An 18494-nucleotide genomic window follows, 5' to 3' on the forward strand; every position below is an offset into this window, starting at 1 on the left:
CTTATTAATTATCTGGTTTTCATGTATCCTTAATATACATCGACTAAAGTGCAGCTTTTATCGCTGCACTTTTTTCTATGAAATATTCTGCCCATTACATTGAAAATACTCAGGTATCTCTCTATATGATGGGTTATTAAATTATTAAGATCACATCTCTAAAGAGTTTGAATTATAGGTAACTGCATGCAGTCGACATCCTCAACAATAAGTCGTAAACAAGCTTGGATTGAAAGTCTCCGCCCTAAAACCCTACCATTAGGGGTGATTGCGATTGTGACAGGCTCTGCACTCGCTTATTTAACTAATAATTTTAAATGGCCTGTCGCTTTATTAGCACTTATCACAGCGGGTTTATTACAGATTTTATCTAACCTTGCGAATGACTATGGTGATGCGGTCAAAGGCTCTGATACGGCTGAACGTATTGGTCCATTACGTGGCATGCAAAAAGGCGTTATCACGCAAGCGGATATGAAAAAGGCACTGAAGCTAAATATTACGGCGGCCTGTCTTTCCGGCTTACTGTTAATTATTGTCGCATGCGAAAAACCCGAGGATGCCATTGGTTTTGTCGCATTAGGGCTTATTGCTATCGTCGCTGCAATTACCTATACCGTGGGCAAAAAACCGTATGGCTACCTGGGGTTAGGGGATATTTCTGTTTTAATCTTCTTTGGCTGGCTAAGTGTTATTGGGACTTATTATTTACAAGCAAATAGTTTTAATATCATCACTGTCCTACCCGCAACGGCTTGTGGGTTGCTCTCTGTCGCAGTATTGAATATCAATAATATGCGTGATATCGAAAATGATATTAAAGCAGGTAAAAATACCTTAGCGGTACGCTTAGGTCCCCAAGGGGCTCGAATTTATCACACCATTATTATTGTTGCGGCTATTTTATGTTTGGCCTTTTTTAATCTAATTTATTTACACGGCTGGAGCGGTTGGCTATTTTTACTCGCCGTACCAATGCTAATGAACCATTTACGCCGTGTTCTCAGCGACCCAACCCCCGAAGGTATGCGCCCTCTATTGGAAAATATGGTGAAAGCTGCACTCGTGACCAACGTTTTATTTTCCATCGGCGTCGTAATGAGCAAATAATATTCACTATTTGTCGTTTTTTTGACTTTTTCCGCCTATTTTTAGGCGGGTAACTTTGCCAAGTACGGTTCAAAAGGGATATACTGGTTGCCTCTTGCAGCAAAAAAGACCTAACTCCTATGAAATATGATACTTCCGAACTCTGCGATATTTACCAAGAAAGCGTCAACGTGGTAGAACCCCTTTTCTCCAATTTTGGTGGACGTACTTCATTTGGCGGTCAAATCATTACAGTTAAGTGTTTTGAAGATAACGGCCTAGTGTATGATTTGCTGGAAGAGGATGGTACAGGGCGTATCCTACTCGTTGATGGGGGCGGTTCTGTCCGTAAGGCACTTATTGATGCTGAAATTGCAAGGTTAGCTGTTGATAACCACTGGGAAGGAATTGTGGTTTACGGTGCGGTTCGTCAGGTAGATACCCTGATGGAACTCGACCTCGGTATTCAAGCTATTGCTGCGATGCCGGCAGGTTGCCCAGATGAAGGCATCGGTGAAAGTGATATTCGTGTTAATTTCGGCGGTGTGACTTTCTTTTCAGGTGATTACCTTTATGCCGATAACACCGGTATTATCCTTTCTGAAGAGCCATTAACACCTTATGAGAACAACGGTTTTGTCGAAGATGACAATATCGACGCATAATCCGTTAAAAATTCTATAAATAAGGGCTGCAATAATTTGCAGCCCTTATTTTTATACTCTACTACGCGAGGTATGACGAAAGTTTCTCTAAACCCTACAATGCGAGATATAACAAAGATTTCTCTAAATAATTCGTGTTGTAGGTAGGCGGCAAAGTCGATAAGACCCTAGGAGCATACATGAGTATGTGACTAGGGCGAAGAGACGAAGCCAACACCCCTACAATGCGAGATATAACAAAAATTTCTCTAAATAATTCGTGTTGTAGGTAGGCGGCAAAGTCGATAAGACCCTAGGAGCATACATAAGTATGTGACTAGGGCGAAGAGACGAAGCCAACACCCCTACAACGCGAAGTATGACGAGAAATTACACTTCTTCCATCTTACCGAGCAAAGTGCGAAGACGCTCTTGCCAAGCTTGCTGCTCTTGTTTTAACTGTTCATTTTCACGCACCAGTAAATCCGTGCCTGATTTTGCTGTTTCAAGCTCTTGGCTTAACGCACCATTTTTATCTTTTAATTCATCGATTTCCATTTGTAACAGTGTGATTGTATCAATCGCTTGTTGCACTTTGGATTCTAGTTTCTCAAATACTTCAAATGACATAATTCTGGTCTCCCTTATCAGCTTTTACACGATTGTAAGTAGCATGATCCTCTGTGTCCAGTTCCTTCCTTCTGAATCGTAATAACCTTCATTAAAAAACACTGGTCAGATCACATCACAAAGGTCGAATCCATCACTATTTTTGATTGTTTTGTTTCGCTTTAGTGATGTAACACACACTTTTCAATTTCGATATTTCTCGTTTATGTTCTTTAACGATAAATTTACAGTTAATGATTTTCGATTAGAAAATCTTAACTTAAAAAAACATTACAATATTTTTCATTTTCGTAGGATAGAAACATATGAGCCAAATGACGACTACATCACTCACGGGTCAGTGCATCTCAGAGTTTTTAGGGACTGCGCTACTGGTCTTTTTTGGTCTAGGTTGTGTTGCTGCCGTTAGAATAGCGGGCGCACAACTAGGCCTGTGGGAAATTAGTATTATATGGGGCTTTGGCGTTGCTTTAGCCGTTTACCTAACCGCTGGCACCTCGGGTGCCCACCTAAACCCAGCCGTTACTCTCGCACTATGGCTATTCGCGTGTTTTGATAAGCGCAAAGTTGTTCCTTATATCATCGCACAGATGCTAGGTGGTTTCTTTGCTGCCGCATTAGTTTACTCAATGTATTCCCCTGTATTTTTCGATTACGACCAAGTCCATCACATCATTAGAGGCTCACAAGAAAGCTTATTTACTGCGGGTGTTTTCTCAACCTACCCAGCACCACAAATTAGTGTTCCTCATGCATTCTTTATTGAGGTCATTATTGCGGCCATTCTTGTTTGCTTAATACTCGCGCTAACCGATGATGGCAATGGTGTCCCACGTGGCCCACTTGCACCATTGTTAATCGGTATTTTGATTGCCGTTATCGGTGGGTCATTTGGCGCGCTCACTGGGTTCGCACTCAACCCTGCTCGTGACTTTGGTCCAAAGGTTGTCGCTTATCTCGCTGGTTGGGGTGATATCGCTCTGACTGGTGGCCGCGATATTCCTTATTTCCTTGTCCCATTGACAGCACCTATTGTTGGTGGTCTGCTAGGCGCATTCGCCTATCGCAAACTGATTGGTCGCCACTTACCTTGCATGGTATGTGAAGAAGAGACCAAAACAGAAAAATTATCCGTTAAAAACACCAAATCCTCGGAACAGGCTTAAATTATGACTACTGAAACCACTATTGCGAAAAAGTATATTGTTGCACTCGACCAAGGCACAACCAGCTCACGTGCTGTCGTACTCGACCATGATGCGAATATTGTCAGTATTTCACAACGTGAATTCACCCAAATTTATCCTAAGCCAGGTTGGGTGGAACATGACCCAATGGAAATTTGGGCATCACAAAGCTCAACACTAGTGGAAGTACTCGCTAAAGCGGATATCCGTACCGATGAAGTCGCTGGGATTGGGATCACTAACCAACGTGAAACCACTATTGTTTGGGAAAAAGCCACAGGTAAGCCTGTTTATAATGCAATTGTGTGGCAATGTCGCCGTACTGCTGACTTTTGTACCCATCTGAAACAAAATGACCGCGATTTAGAAGAGTATATTCGCCAAAACACCGGTCTGGTTGTTGACCCATATTTCTCCGGTACAAAAGTCAAATGGATTTTAGATCATGTTGAAGGCGCACGTGAGCGAGCTGAAAAAGGGGAGTTATTGTTTGGTACTGTCGATACTTGGCTCGTTTGGAAAATGACACAAGGGCGTGTTCATGTCACCGACTACACCAATGCCTCTCGAACCATGTTGTTCAATATCCGCAACCTCGAGTGGGATGACAAAATCCTCAAAGCGCTCAATATTCCACGAGCAATGCTTCCTGAGGTACGCCCTTCTTCCGAAGTCTACGGGCAAACCAATATTGGGGGGAAAGGTGGGACTCGTATTCCAATTTCAGGAATGGCGGGAGACCAACAAGCCGCTCTGTATGGCCAACTGTGTGTCAAATCAGGAATGGCCAAAAATACCTATGGAACAGGCTGTTTCCTACTTCTGAACACGGGAGAGACTGCTGTACGTTCAAATCATGGCCTACTGACGACTATCGCGTGTGGCCCAAAAGGTGAAGTCAATTATGCACTTGAAGGCGCTGTATTTGTCGGAGGTGCCTCTATCCAATGGCTGCGTGATGAATTGAAATTAATTGATGAATCAACAGACTCAGAGTACTTTGCCACTAAAGTGAAAGACAGCAATGGCGTGTATGTTGTTCCTGCCTTTACTGGTTTGGGAGCTCCATATTGGGACCCATATGCGCGCGGTGCTATTTTTGGCCTGACACGTGGTGCAAACCGCAACCATATTATCCGTGCAACATTAGAATCTATCGCTTATCAAACCCGTGATGTACTTGATGCAATGCAAGCAGATTCAGGTGAGCGCTTAAAAGCACTACGTGTTGATGGTGGCGCTGTCGCCAATAACTTCTTAATGCAATTCCAGTCAGATATTTTAGGTACTCCTGTTGAACGCCCTGAAGTGCGAGAAAGCACTGCATTGGGAGCCGCTTACCTTGCAGGCTTAGCCGTTGGTTTCTGGAGTAATCTTGATGAGTTACAGAGCAAGGCGACCATTGAGCGTGTATTCAAACCAGGTATTGAAACGACGGAACGTAATTTCAAATACGAGGGATGGAAAAAAGCCGTAGCTCGTGCCCAAGAGTGGGAAGATCGTGGCTAATCCATCTTTTAATCTGTTTTATTTCTAATATCCCAAAGGCCATATGAATCATATGGCCTTTTTTATTTTATCCCTACAAGTATGACTTTCTTCTAATAACTAATTAGTTAATCAATGAAAATGCAGTTATTAAAACAATAATAAATTAGACCGTTTTTTGCAGTTTATTTAGAATAATATTTCAATAAAATTCAAAATTAACCCTCAAAAAATGGATTATGGTAATGGATAACCTTAAAATATTTGCTGATGAGATACAGCAAGGCAACTTACAACTAGGATGGTATAAAAAAGGGAGAGTGGCAATTATTCAACAAGATACCGCCTTGATAAATGCATTAAAGGATAACCCTGAACTATCCGCTGACGGCGAAAAAGCATTTAAGTTATTCAATTGGTTAAGTGATAGACCCCGGTTAGCAGGTAAAAATAAAAAAACTTATTTATTGAGTGCCCTCGGTACTGAACATTTTTCTGGATTTAGTTTCCACCCCAAGCAAAATTTGTTTGTCGAAGGCTTTAATTCACCCCATGAATGGATTAATGGAGAAACCAGAGCACAAGCTCAGCTCGCTGATTTATTATTACCAAGCGGGCAATGGCATCGCCATTATAATATCGTCGTCTTGCCTGAAAATGCCAATGACAAACAAGTCGAGCTAGTTCGCCATTGGTTGGAACTCACCGGCGGCAGTTTATTGATAGTCAAAAATAAACACAAAAAACTATCAGCATCGACCCAACAACTCATTGATGAAATTAATCCAGTAGAGCCTATTGAGCAAGCCAGCCGCACCTTAGAAAATCACAGTTTCCAGCAAATTATCACCCTACCAACCCAAGCAATAAACTCATTGAAGCTAACCGATGAGTTACGAAAAAACAGCCAATATTTCTCAATATCTATAGAAAATATGAAGTATAACAAGGTGTTGTCTTTACATGACGTTCCAATTACAAAAACATCATCTTGGCAACAGATTGCCCATTCTGTCGAAACCGATGTAAATAAAATAATGGCAGTAAATCAGCTTCCTGCGGTTAAAATCCGCTATGAAAAGAATACCTTAAAACTTGTTGGTGAAAATATCATTTTTCGCCAGTTCCAATTGAAACAAACAAAACCGGCGATCTCTCGACATGATGCGCAAGAAAGCGTTCCTCAAATTCTACCTATTTTAGTAGCAGAAAACCCAGATGAGCTCCCAAATCAGTTAGTTGTAGGTGCCATAACAGGAAAACTACCAAATAGCCCCCATATTAAGGGTTACAAAATCCTTGAGCAGCCCAAATTTGGTCAATTAACGCTAAATAACACCACCAACGAATGGCAATACATTGCCAATAATGCAAAATTTAAAACCCACTCAGATCAATTTGATTTTATTGCTATGCTACCTAACGGGCAGCAATCCCAACCCTTTTCCATTCAGTTACAAACCGCAAATGCACCACAACTGCGCATTCCTGGTAAACGCACATATTCCACTCCAGACCCTGTTTATCATGAACCTCAACGGCGTTACAACCCAACACCAAGTGATATGCAAATCCATCATATTCAACTTGCGCAAACTCACCTGCAGAATATGACCGATAAGCATATGAGCTTAACGGCTAACCGCTGGGCGTTATTGAATGTAGAAATTACTAGCGAAACGGCGGCTAAATCCCCTAATATTGAAGCCATCGTCAGCAATAAAGAAAGAAAAATATTAGGTCGAGTGAGACTAACTGGCCCGGATCATTTGCCCCAAAAATTAACAGCGCTCCCCCAAAAGATGAATGTTTCCGCACAAAATTGGCATCAGCAACGCTTTACTGCTCCGCTAAAAGGCGAGTGGATACAACCGGATATCAACCTTGTTATCACTGTTAATGGCAAACCCATTATCACCGAAGAAACCAACCAATATGGTCTATTTTCACCTAATGTTACCCTTGATAGCCATCTAATTGTTCAGGTTGATAATCACAGTTTATATCAACAAGGTCATGGCATTTATCCCTACTCTCCTTTAAGCTGGGGGCAGGAAGCAGCGACAATTTTGCCTATTGGGCAGCTGACAGTGCATAGCCTTCCTGCTACAGTGAGTCACCCAAGCTTAACGCCACTTAGGACTAACACCAATAGCAACACCATTCCGTTTATTCATCCTCATTATGATAACCCTGAAGAGATTGACTATCACCCCAGTGCACAAATCTTTTGGGCTTATAATAAGAGCCATAAATACCAAACTGCTAACAATGCTGATTCTGATTATCAATATACTGCGATTGAAACCCTACCTTCAAATGTTGGCACTGCGCTATTAGGGCTTGGGTCGCCCAACAACGGTGGCGGAGTTCATGAACCTAACGTGATGTTTCATGAGATTTTTGGTCACGGTCTTGGCTTGCCTCATACCAATAAACTAGGTGATGATGATAAGTTAGTATACCCTTACGACCCTCACAGCCATGGCAAAAACCCAGCTTATAACCAATCTAGGCAATATTATGTCACTTATCACGATCTCCATAGTCACTTAAAACAGGCTATGCCGACCATGTTTTCTAGTTTTGTGCCTTTTAGGAGCGGTGCTTATGATGCATTTTTGCCTCATCCTGATGTCTACAACCAAAAAATTCACCAATTTTTAAGCAAAAGAATACGCTGGCAAAGCAATAAAACTAAAGGGGAGGATACTGAAGATGGCGGGTTTGCAGGAGACGGCTTTTATCAACGCTGGGATCAAATTAACAAACAATGGGTCACACTAACTCAACAGAATTACTCAAAATATTATCACCTAACGCAAATTGAGCAATTCCCTCATCAACGTGATGTAGCGATTTATTGGATACAGCATCAGTTTACTAAAATGGCAGATAATACCCCACACCCTTATAGCACCATCACGGTTGACCGTACCATAGGAAGCTTGCCGGCCGATTACCATAACCTAAAAACAGGGGTTGGCCGTCCATTTGATATTAATGGTGACTATGCATTAACCGTCACTTATGCAACTCCGAATGGGTTATCGACCGAAGTATTGCAAATCCGACGTACAGAGAGCTTCAATATTGCAGATAAAGGCGAATTGGTTCAGTTTACTGTACATGAATTGAACTACAAAAAAGAGCTTGGGCAGTTGATCTCCCACTATAACAACCCGGATTCATTAGCTTGCCGTGTATTAACAAACAGTGATGGCTATTTATTACCCAACCAGCTGATTCTCGATAATTATTGGCAAGGTGCCCCTATTTACTGGGCAGCAACAGAAGAAGGCTTAATTGATTTTTCGACAGGTAAAGTCAATCTCGACAAAATCACCTCAAAAAGTGCACTTTGCGCCAAGTGGGTTGAAAAAGGCCGGTTACATCAACAATATTTTTCATTATCTGACCCATTTGGCCAAGATTCGCAGGTTGATACCTCTTTGAACTTTATTGCGCTCAATCACCTTGATACTCACGCAAGGCATTACTCAGCAATACCCGATGTGATCTACTACACAGTCGAGCAACCTTTAGTTGCGGATGTAAACTTCGAACAAACGGTGGATATTACTCACCTAAACTTGCCTGATGGCCAGTACTCTTTTTGGGTCACACTAAGGACAAGTGATGACCAAAAACAAATTCAAGAAAGCATACCAATAGAGGAATGGTATTTTTCAGTACAACAAAATCAATTAACAATAAAAGGCACGATAGACAGTACCCCTGAGTTAAAACTGGATGGAATAATCATTCATATAGACCAACACTTGCAGGACCATACTGTACCAAAGTTGATTTGGCTCCAACAAAACACTCAAAATCCAACAGGACAATTAGCAGAAAATACAAAATTTCTAGATTATAACCAACCAGTGATATTTAATTCAGGAGTCATGTTGCCGGAACTTATATCATCAATGTCAGAAGAGGAACCTAGCTCCTTGTATTCATCGGTGCTATCAATTCCGCCACAAAAGCAAGCTGATATACTGCTAAGCGCGTAATTTGATGGTCAGGCTGTCTTTTGCAGCCTGACCATATCCCATTAAACTATGCGTTCTGAGTGATTCATACGTTTTGCTAAAGGTAACCAGCACAACAATACAAGCATCGACATTAAAAACATCAACAATCCTAAACTAAACTGCCCGTTCTGTGGTAACAAGGCGGAAACCCAAGTCGCAACACCTGAACCGACATTTTGTAAGCCGCCAACGAGTGCTCCTGCGGCACCTGCCAAATAAGGGAAAGGCTCCATAGCTCCTGTCGTTGCTAAGGGAAATAACATACCAGCGCCAAAGAAAAATACTGCTGCTGGGACTAACAATGTCCATATATTCATAATCCCAAACCAGCCTGGCACCCACATCATAAAGCCAGCCAATAAACAAATAAGCACTGAGTGCCACATCAAATTATAAAACGTTTTTCCCTCTCGCCCTGCATACCAAGCGCCAAAGAAAGCGGCAGGAATCGGCAATATAAATAAAATACTCACGGTGATACTGCTTAGCCCTAATACACCGCCCATCAATACACCACTGCTGGCTTCAAATACCGCTATCCCAGCTAACGCACCAACTAGCATAGCAAGGTAAGAGAGAAATGAACCACTTGAAAGTAATTCACGATATGAGGCCAACATTCTGTGCTTTTCTGGGGAAACCGGCCGCGTTTCTGGTAGCCAACGATACATACTCAATAATACTGAGGCACCTAAGATAAATAGGAAAATATAGCAAGCATGCCAGCCCCAAAAGTGCGCTAATATTCCACCAAACATGGGAGCCAATAATGGGCTGACTAACACCCCCATATTTAATAGGCTATTTGCATAACGCAGCGCTGTGCCTTTATATAAGTCTCGAGGCATTGTTCTTGCCATTACACCGGCAACACCAGTTCCTAGCCCTTGTAACCCACTTGCCACTGTAAGTATATTTAGCGTTGGCGCGAAAATTGCCACAACCGTTGAAAATAAGAAAATCGTTAAACCGGTTAAAATAACAGGTCGGCGACCAATTCGGTCAGATAGCGGCCCATAAACTAACTGCGAAAAACCATAAGAAAATAAATAAGCCGCCATTACTTGTTGAACAGCACCAGAGGGCTCATTAAAATAAGCGGCAATTTCAGCAATGACAGGAACATAAATAGTTTGTGTCATTTGGCCGACTGCTGCCAATGCAATTAGCATTAATAGCAAATTAAAATGTTCCAGTTTTCTCATTTTTCTCTCAAATACATCCAATAATTCAAATGCACGCTATTTCGGACACAAAATAACGCCGCATTATTTCATTGTAATAACGCAAAATTATTTAGGTGCTTAATTATCAATATAAAAATACTGCTCTACGCTTTTATGCCATTTTTAATAAATAGCAAATAATGCGTTTTGCTTGAGTGTGACTAAGATAACAAAAGCAGCCATCTTTTCGTAGTAGTGCGACATTTTATATTTTTCAACAATGGCAGTAATATTCGCCAGCATTGTCAACATAACTGTACATTGAACTTTAAAATAGACCAATATTAAGAATAAAACACTGGAACACATTATCGATAAGCATAAATAATGAACTGTTTTAGTATTAAATCCTAGTGAACCATGCTTTGGCTCATTCACATCAAAAATGAGTTATTTTTCAGATGGTCGATTTTAAAATATGAAGAGGTGGGATCTATGGCAAATTGGGTAACAGGAACAGTGATTGAAGCCAAATTTTGGACTGATTCATTATTCAGCTTAGTCATTGAGGCGCCAATTAAACCCTTTACCGCCGGACAATACGCCAAACTGGCACTCGAAATCGAAGGCGAACGTATTCAGCGAGCTTATTCTTACGTCAACGCACCTAGTGATAACCGACTTGAATTTTATTTTGTCATAGTCCCCGAAGGGAAACTTAGCCCAAAATTAGCACAATTAAAACCCGATGATACGTTACAGATCACGGATGAAGCAGCGGGTTTCTTCGTTTTAGACGAAATACCCGAATGTAAAAACTTATGGATGTTATCAACAGGTACCGCCATTGGGCCTTTTTTGTCCATCTTACAGGAAGGCAAAGACCTTGAGCGCTTCGAGAACATTGTTTTACTCCACGCTGTCCGTTATGAGAAAGATTTAAGTTATTTGTCCTTAATGAAAAAGTTGGAACAACAATATCAAGGGAAATTAAAAATTGTCACCGTGGTGAGCCGCGAACAATGTACAGGTTCATTATATGGCCGTGTTCCAGCCTTAATTGAAAATCATGCACTCGAAGACGCTGTTGGCCTAGCCCTTTCGCCTGACACCTGCCACGTTATGCTATGCGGTAACCCTGAAATGGTCAGGGACACTCGCGATACACTAAAAAATAACCGTAACATGGTTAAACATTTACGCCGCAAACCTGGCCATATTTCGAGTGAACAATACTGGTAATTTAGCATGCTACCCTGAAATAGTTTCAGGGTAGCATTCATGTTATATGGTAGTCGGGCTACATGGCATTAGCGCTATAAATAATCCACCGTTTCTGTTTCTTCACCGTAGTGATTAACACCATCCATCCCCACAAAAGCTCCACAATCAAGTACCATTATCATAGTAATTAATAATGGTAAAAAGCGCCCTATCCCCCATTGCCATACAGGTTCAAATTGGCTGACGTCGATTGAAAAAAGAGCAAATGCCAATAAAATCAGCGCAAACCACCCACCCGATTTTCCACGGTCATGTAAACGCTTCACAAAGATAGCGGCCAAAGGGTAAAGTAGTAAAATAAATAACGATATAGCAAGTGTTTCAGAGAATAGCAGTGCATTTTGTAACAGGGCAATTACCGTCATTAAAATAAAAATGACTGCAATACCTACCCAAAATGGCCGGCGACCGATACGGCCTTTGAAGGAAAAAGCCCATTGTTGTAATGTCATTACCTATAATCCTGATACAATGTGGAAAACTAAAAATGAGTGGCTCAAAAATGACCCAAACTTTATTTCGTTCTGTATACGCCATCATAACCATTTTTGTACTTAGTGTGCCACAACTGGCTTTTGCTCAAAAAGTCCCAACGCTGCCAGATACTGACTTTGAGGTCTCCTATTTGGCCCCTGATGCGCCTTCTTTTAACCTCACTATTCCTGAATTACGTAACCAATTCAATCAAGCATACAAAGACTTATATCTTCATGAATATAAAGTAATTGCTAGCCAAGATATCGCAGCTCCCTATATTCGAGCAGCTTCTCGAATTAACCAACAAATTTATTCCTCTGCGGTGTTAGAACGCGGAAGTGAAAAAATTAAAAGTTTACAGCTCACATTACTACCGTCTGATAACCCACAAGAAAACCAAAAAAATCGACAATTAATGGAAAGTTATACCATGGCAATGGTCCGTATATTTGCCCCTGAAGTTTCACTGGATAAAGCCCCTGAGCTTACGGAAGCCTTAAATAAATTTATTGCCAATAATAGTGCAACTCACGCGGAAGAAGCTCGATTAGGCGCTTTAAGATATATTTTAGTAAAAAGTGACAATAATGTGCTTACTTTTGCTGTTGAACCGATTAAGCTAGAACAACAAACACCCTAAACTGACTGTGATCACGCTCTAAGAACAAGCATGATGAAAAGCAAAGCTATTATTATCCATTGTTCTTATAATGCAGAAGGTGAATGGCGACAACATTGTCACGTTACGCGTGTAACATAAGCGTGTGATGAATAACTTATTGATTAATCATTCAAACTCTCTGGTTGGAGGAAATAACATGCGACATCCATTGGTAATGGGTAACTGGAAACTAAACGGCAGCACACAGATGGTCAATGACCTCGTCGCTGGCTTGCGTAATGAACTCAGCAGCGTTGATGGCTGTGATGTGGCTATTGCACCACCTGCGATTTATTTGACTCAAGCTAAACATGCGTTAGCAGGCAGTCGCATTGCATTAGGTGCACAAAACGTTGACGTTAACCTATCAGGTGCATTTACAGGTGAAACCTCTGCTGAAATGTTAAAAGATGTTGGCGCCAAATACATCATTATCGGCCACTCAGAGCGCCGTACTTATCACAACGAAAGTGATGAATTTGTCGCTAAGAAATTTGCTGTCTTAAAAGAACAAGGTCTGATCCCAGTACTGTGTATTGGTGAAACTGAAGCTGAAAATGAAGCGGGTAAAACCGAAGAAGTCTGCGCTCGTCAAATCGATGCCGTATTGAATTCTTTAGGTGCAGAAGCTTTCCAAGGTGCCGTTATCGCTTATGAGCCAATCTGGGCTATCGGTACAGGTAAATCAGCAACACCAGCACAAGCACAAGCAATCCATAAATTTATTCGTACTCATATTGCGAAAAAAGATGCAGCCATTGCTGAACAAGTTATCATCCAATACGGCGGCTCTGTTAATGCCAGCAACGCAGCTGAGCTATTTACCCAGCCAGATATCGATGGTGCCTTAGTGGGTGGTGCTTCTCTGAAAGCTGACGCTTTTGCTGTTATTGTTAAAGCGGCTGCTGAAGCGAAAAAATCTAAATAAGGTTATTTTAATACCTTGAGATTAACCGCCAAATATTGGCGGTTTTTTATTTTAATTAATTCCAACATGAATAAAAGCATCACATCAATATTTTTATTATTCTCATAATTACCAACCATATAATACAATTACCACTTAGTTTTAAATTTAATTAATATTTATTAATTAAATTTAAAACTAACAAATAAACATATGATTAAAAATCTTAAATAAAGTTATAAATAAAAATACACCTTTATACCGACAATAATAAAACTCCCAAAAATAACAACAAGATGCAACTTATTAGATTTTTAATTTATATATACCATTCATCATCTATTAAATAATAACGGTAGACAATCTATAAAAGTTAATACACATTTATCTCTCTAATCGCTCAACTAGATAATTAACACTAATAAAACTCACCCTGAAGGATAAATATGAAATATATAGTTGGTTTAATCTATAGCATCATAATTATATTCCCTACAATTTGTTTCTCTGAATTAAATAATGACTCTTGGCGAGTTAATACCAATATCTATTTGGAAATAGAAGAATATCAAGGACAACGGGATTCATTTAATAATAAAGTCTACGATAAAATCAGCACCGTTGGGCAACTAAAGCTTTTCAACCCGCAATCTGCCTGGCGCTTTGCTCTTGAACACCGCGAATCTTTAAGGAATCATGGCCGTAACTTCACGACTTCACGGGATTCTTACATTAGAAATCGCACGCAAATTGATGCTATCAAGAAAATGATTAACACCCCAACATCAGACTTAGAGCTTGGTTTTCGTTACAGAAAAGAGTCAAACGATGTCGAACCCAACACCAAAGCACGTTCTTCGAATCGTTTATATGGCTTAACTCCTGCCGGCGAGTACCGTTTCAATGATGATTGGTCTTTTAACTTTTGGCTCTCTTATTTTTATTACAGTAATTATTTCAATGACAGCAGCCATGAAGCAGAAACCGAATTTGGTGTGACCTATAAATATTCAGATGCATTAAAAGCAAAATTCACTGTTTATATTGATAACCAATGGGATAAACATTTCAGTACCCGCTTTTTACAATCACAAGTTCGTGCGTACCTACCCATTACCATTAAACCCAACTGGAAAATCACCCCCTATGCACGTTATTTCTTACAAGAAAATACCTATGATAAAAATAATTATTTAACACAGGAAATTAAAAATGGCTTCCGCATTGGCTCTCTCGTGGAATACCAAGTCACCCCATCACTGACTTTATGGAGTGAGTTTGCCTATGAGCCTTCAACATGGAAATCACCTAAAAAGAATGGAATTACGTCAGGATATGATAATAAACAAACGCTATACCTAAGTAAAATTGGCGTAAAATACCAATGGTAACCTTTGGTTTGTAACTAACTTATTTCTCTTAAAAAAATAAGCCATGTGAAATATCATATGGCTTATATATTTTAAATTAGAAAACTACTTAAATATAAGAATAAAATATATTAAAAAGTAAATAATTAGTGAAAACATTAATTTTTTACGCTCTACCGTCGATTTAAATACCATTTAATTATAATTTATACTTACGTCACATAACAAAATAATATCAAGTTGAAATTATTCTAGGTCAAAATTAATTATTCTTGATAATTTGCTATTTAATATCAATGAGATAAATAAAGCCCCCTTCTCTATCTATTTGTACTCTATTCCTCTTACTCTGAAAGAGAGAATACTATCAACTGTGAGCACTCTCACATCATAAATATATCCAGCCACTTATTATTTTTTGAAAAATAACTTAGGGAAAATGAAAAATGAAGAAATTCACTTTACTTAGTGCTTGTATTTTCAGTGCATTTTCAATGGCTAACCCAATAACACAAGCCCAATTGAATGAATTATGGCAAGACAAACAAAAGTCTGCACAAGAAATAGTAAATAATATGTCCGAGGCTGAGAAAATTGGTCAGCTCTTCATGTTAGATTTCAGATATTGGAATAAAGACAGCCATGGAGAACCCGCTCCTTTTCTCGTTATGAATGATGAAGTTTCTAAGGTTATCAATCAGTACCACCTCGGTTCGGTGATCCTATTTAGAGAAAATCTGATTGATACACCACAAACTGTGGAGTTAATTAATAAACTTCAATCTTCCCGCAGTAACCTTCCACTATTTATTGGTACCGACCAAGAAGGGGGTTATGTCACCCGCTTACGCGTAGGCACCGAAATGCCCGGAAATATGGCATTAGGCGCAGCACGTAACCCAGCCCTTGCAGAGCTAACAGGGATGATCCACGGATATGAGCTATCCAGTCTTGGTTTTAATATCAATTTTGGCCCAGTTGTTGATGTTAATAACAACCAAAATAACCCAGTGATTGGGGTACGCTCATACTCAGATGATAAAAATTTAGTTGGCTCTCTGGCCACCAGCTATATTCAAGGCATTCATAAATATAATTTATTGACGTCACTTAAACATTTCCCGGGTCATGGAAATGTCTCTGCTGACTCCCATGTTGATTTACCCGTTGTTAATTCCGACGCGAAAACATGGCGAGACACTGAACTCGTCCCATTCAAATACGCGTTATCTCATGGTGCTGATGCCGTCATGACCGCACATATCATTGTACCAGCACTGGATGACGATAAGATCACCACACTTGCAGGTAAACAAGTTGGCACCCCAGCGACGCTTTCCAAACCTATTTTGCATGGTATTTTACGCGATGAGCTCAACTATGATGGCTTGATAGTGACAGATGCCATGGACATGGGGGCTATTGCTGACAACTTCGATATTAATTGGGCGGTAGAAACCTCGTTACTCGCTGGCTCAGATATTATTCTTATGCCAATTAAAATGTGGGACTCCCAAGCGGTTTCTCGTTTAGATAACATGTACCGCTATTTAGAAACACAAGCAGAGAAAAACCCAGAACTGAAAAAACGTATTGATGAATCCGCAAAACGTGTAGTGCTGAAAAAGCTTCAGCAAGAAATTACAGCACAACCAATAGACTTAGTGAAAGCAGAACAAGTCGTCGCATCAAAAGGCCATAAAGATATTGAAAATATGGTTTCTGAGCAGGCTATCACATTAATTAAAAATGAGAATGTGCTGCCCTATCAATTAAAACCGCTAAATCGAATTTTCATTATTTCTGATGAAAAGCCACGCAATACCTTAATTCAAAAACAGTTAAATGATATCGCACAGGAAACGGGGGTTGCTATTCTTACAGGCGAAAGTGTCGTTAAATTGAATGAAAATACGCTAACACAAGATGAAGCAAAAAAACTGGTTCAAAACCAAGATTTGGTATTACTGACGACCTATAATTTAAAGGATACGCCAACGAATGCTCAGCTTATCATTGATGCTGCAAACCAACTTAAAACCCCTATTGTTGTTATCTCTTCACGTAACCCCTATGACATCGCATACCTAAACGATGTAAACGCAAATATTGCCATCTACGGTATTACCGGATTTGATATCACCAATAATAACCGCAATTCGTTAGAAACCAATATTCGCAGCGGTTTACGGACATTATTTGCTAACACTCACGGCCAGCCGCTAAACCCACCTCAAGGGTTGCTACCCGTTAATATTAAAAACTCACAAGGTAACAAAGTGCTGTTCCCTTATGGTCATGGTGAAACCTACTCCACAATCAATTAATTACACAACCTATTAATTATTAACAATGATTTAGCCTTTATACCCCACGGTATAAAGGCCAGACACTAACGCCTTGGACTAAGGCATAAAAAATAAAATATACATAAAAATTAAAGGGTTAAAATGAAAACTTCACTGAATGGTTTACTTTTTGTTACTCTCACAGGATTGACAACATCCGTTTTCGCAGCTGATCAGGTCAATAATGATTACTGGCGCGTTTCTTCCAACGTCTATATGGAACTCGAAAAATTTGAAGGACACCATAATACCAGCGGTCGTAAGGTCTACGACAAAACCACGATGGTTGGCCAGCTATTTTTAGCGAATCCTGAATCAAAATGGAGCTTTTTTCTGGAACATAAGGAATCATTAAGAAGCTACAACCACAATTTCTCAACATCCAAAGATTCTTTTATTCGTAATCGTACGCAAATTGGCGCTACTCGGAAAATGTATGCGAGCGATATTGGTCAGTTCAATTTGAATGTCACCTATCGTAAGGAATCAAATGACTCCGCACCGGGCACACAGGCACGGCCATCGAATACTATGTTTTGGTTAATGCCTAGCGGGACATACAATTTCAATGATAAGTGGGCATTTAACTTTTGGGATGCGGTTTACCATTACGATAATTTCCATGCCCCCAATAGTTATGAGTGGGAATCCGAACACGGACTTGTTTATAAGGTCAACGACTCTGCAACCGCCAAAGTCTATCTATACACCGATTGGACATGGGATAAAGACTTTAATAAGACATGGGAACAAAACCAAATTCGCGGTTATTTTCCTATCACGTTAAACCAGGACTGGAGCGTAATGCCTTATTTTCGTTATTATTTAAATGAACATAACTACGATAGTAACAAACGCACTACCCAGAAAGTTAAAGACGGCTACCGTGTCGGGACACAAGTTTTTTATAACTTAACACCAAAACTAACACTATGGGGCGGCTTCGCGGTTGAACCTAGTACTTGGGAAAACCCAAAAAATGCAGGTATCACCTCAGGTGGCAACAACCGCCAAACATTTTATCTTGGCCAGTTAGGTGTCAAATACCAGTGGCAATAAATTAACCTCATTCCTAGTCTGCCCCTCACAGGCTAGGAATAATACCCCATTTTAATCCTGTTTTTATTATACCCGCCCTTAACTATCATTACTCAAAATAGTTCGTGCTGTAGCTAGGCGGCAAGAAAAGCTAATCCCTAGAAG

The 18494-nt window shown here is 40.1% G+C and carries 15 protein-coding genes; 11 read left to right on the top strand and 4 right to left on the bottom strand.

The window, feature by feature from the left end; all coding sequences use genetic code 11:
* Window positions 1–186: 186 nt before the first annotated feature.
* Together FVA72_RS20910 and rraA are read left to right on the top strand one after the other, a co-directional pair.
* Entirely contained in the window at window positions 187–1110 is a 924-nt protein-coding gene (locus FVA72_RS20910) for a 1,4-dihydroxy-2-naphthoate polyprenyltransferase (protein ID WP_004265301.1), read from the top strand.
* Between the two features lie 119 nt (window positions 1111–1229).
* Complete coding sequence (rraA, locus tag FVA72_RS20915) at window positions 1230–1754, top strand: ribonuclease E activity regulator RraA (RefSeq protein WP_004265300.1); 525 nt, start codon at window positions 1230–1232, stop codon at window positions 1752–1754.
* 369 nt (window positions 1755–2123) lie between these two features.
* On the opposite strand, the gene zapB is transcribed toward rraA, so the two are convergent.
* Complete coding sequence (gene zapB / locus FVA72_RS20920) at window positions 2124–2363, bottom strand: cell division protein ZapB (protein ID WP_110592824.1); 240 nt, start codon at window positions 2361–2363, stop codon at window positions 2124–2126.
* A 305-nt stretch (window positions 2364–2668) separates the two neighbouring features.
* On the opposite strand from zapB, the gene FVA72_RS20925 reads away from it, so the two are divergent.
* The 3 genes from FVA72_RS20925 (at window position 2669) to FVA72_RS20935 (ending at window position 9057) form a co-directional block, all read left to right on the top strand.
* Window positions 2669–3529, top strand: coding sequence for an MIP/aquaporin family protein (locus tag FVA72_RS20925; RefSeq protein ID WP_004265297.1), 861 nt, complete (start codon window positions 2669–2671; stop codon window positions 3527–3529).
* Between the two features lie 3 nt (window positions 3530–3532).
* Window positions 3533–5059: a glycerol kinase GlpK gene (glpK, locus tag FVA72_RS20930; RefSeq protein WP_004265295.1), complete on the top strand. Its 1527-nt coding sequence runs from the start codon at window positions 3533–3535 to the stop codon at window positions 5057–5059.
* A 224-nt stretch (window positions 5060–5283) separates the two neighbouring features.
* Window positions 5284–9057, top strand: a complete 3774-nt coding sequence (locus FVA72_RS20935) for a hypothetical protein (protein WP_110592823.1) — start codon at window positions 5284–5286, stop codon at window positions 9055–9057.
* A 41-nt stretch (window positions 9058–9098) separates the two neighbouring features.
* Here FVA72_RS20935 and emrD read toward each other — a convergent pair whose 3' ends face one another.
* Entirely contained in the window at window positions 9099–10283 is a 1185-nt protein-coding gene (emrD, locus tag FVA72_RS20940; RefSeq protein ID WP_110592822.1) for a multidrug efflux MFS transporter EmrD, read from the bottom strand.
* Between the two features lie 144 nt (window positions 10284–10427).
* Window positions 10428–10556, bottom strand: coding sequence for a hypothetical protein (locus FVA72_RS21785; RefSeq protein WP_256372551.1), 129 nt, complete (start codon window positions 10554–10556; stop codon window positions 10428–10430).
* Window positions 10557–10739: 183 nt separating this feature from the next.
* Here FVA72_RS21785 and fpr point away from each other — a divergent pair, with 183 nt between their 5' ends.
* Window positions 10740–11486, top strand: a complete 747-nt coding sequence (fpr, locus tag FVA72_RS20945) for a ferredoxin--NADP(+) reductase (RefSeq protein ID WP_094961897.1) — start codon at window positions 10740–10742, stop codon at window positions 11484–11486.
* A gap of 74 nt (window positions 11487–11560) precedes the next feature.
* Here fpr and FVA72_RS20950 read toward each other — a convergent pair whose 3' ends face one another.
* Window positions 11561–11980, bottom strand: coding sequence for a DUF805 domain-containing protein (locus FVA72_RS20950; RefSeq protein WP_094961896.1), 420 nt, complete (start codon window positions 11978–11980; stop codon window positions 11561–11563).
* Window positions 11981–12015: 35 nt separating this feature from the next.
* On the opposite strand from FVA72_RS20950, the gene FVA72_RS20955 reads away from it, so the two are divergent.
* From FVA72_RS20955 to FVA72_RS20975, 5 genes are all read left to right on the top strand, one after another.
* The gene (locus FVA72_RS20955) at window positions 12016–12645 is read left to right on the top strand and encodes a DUF1454 family protein (RefSeq protein WP_175427135.1); all 630 of its coding nucleotides are present in this window, start codon (window positions 12016–12018) and stop codon (window positions 12643–12645) included.
* A 178-nt stretch (window positions 12646–12823) separates the two neighbouring features.
* On the top strand, window positions 12824–13594 hold the full coding sequence (tpiA, locus tag FVA72_RS20960; RefSeq protein WP_036959102.1) for a triose-phosphate isomerase: 771 nt from the start codon (window positions 12824–12826) through the stop codon (window positions 13592–13594).
* 425 nt (window positions 13595–14019) lie between these two features.
* On the top strand, window positions 14020–14964 hold the full coding sequence (locus tag FVA72_RS20965) for an OmpG family monomeric porin (RefSeq protein WP_004265280.1): 945 nt from the start codon (window positions 14020–14022) through the stop codon (window positions 14962–14964).
* A gap of 425 nt (window positions 14965–15389) precedes the next feature.
* Complete coding sequence (locus FVA72_RS20970; RefSeq protein WP_110592821.1) at window positions 15390–17270, top strand: glycoside hydrolase family 3 protein; 1881 nt, start codon at window positions 15390–15392, stop codon at window positions 17268–17270.
* A gap of 123 nt (window positions 17271–17393) precedes the next feature.
* Window positions 17394–18350, top strand: coding sequence for an OmpG family monomeric porin (locus FVA72_RS20975; protein WP_004265276.1), 957 nt, complete (start codon window positions 17394–17396; stop codon window positions 18348–18350).
* Window positions 18351–18494 lie beyond the last annotated feature (144 nt).

This window comes from Providencia sp. PROV061 (genome assembly GCF_011045655.1).
Lineage (GTDB): Bacteria > Pseudomonadota > Gammaproteobacteria > Enterobacterales > Enterobacteriaceae > Providencia > Providencia hangzhouensis.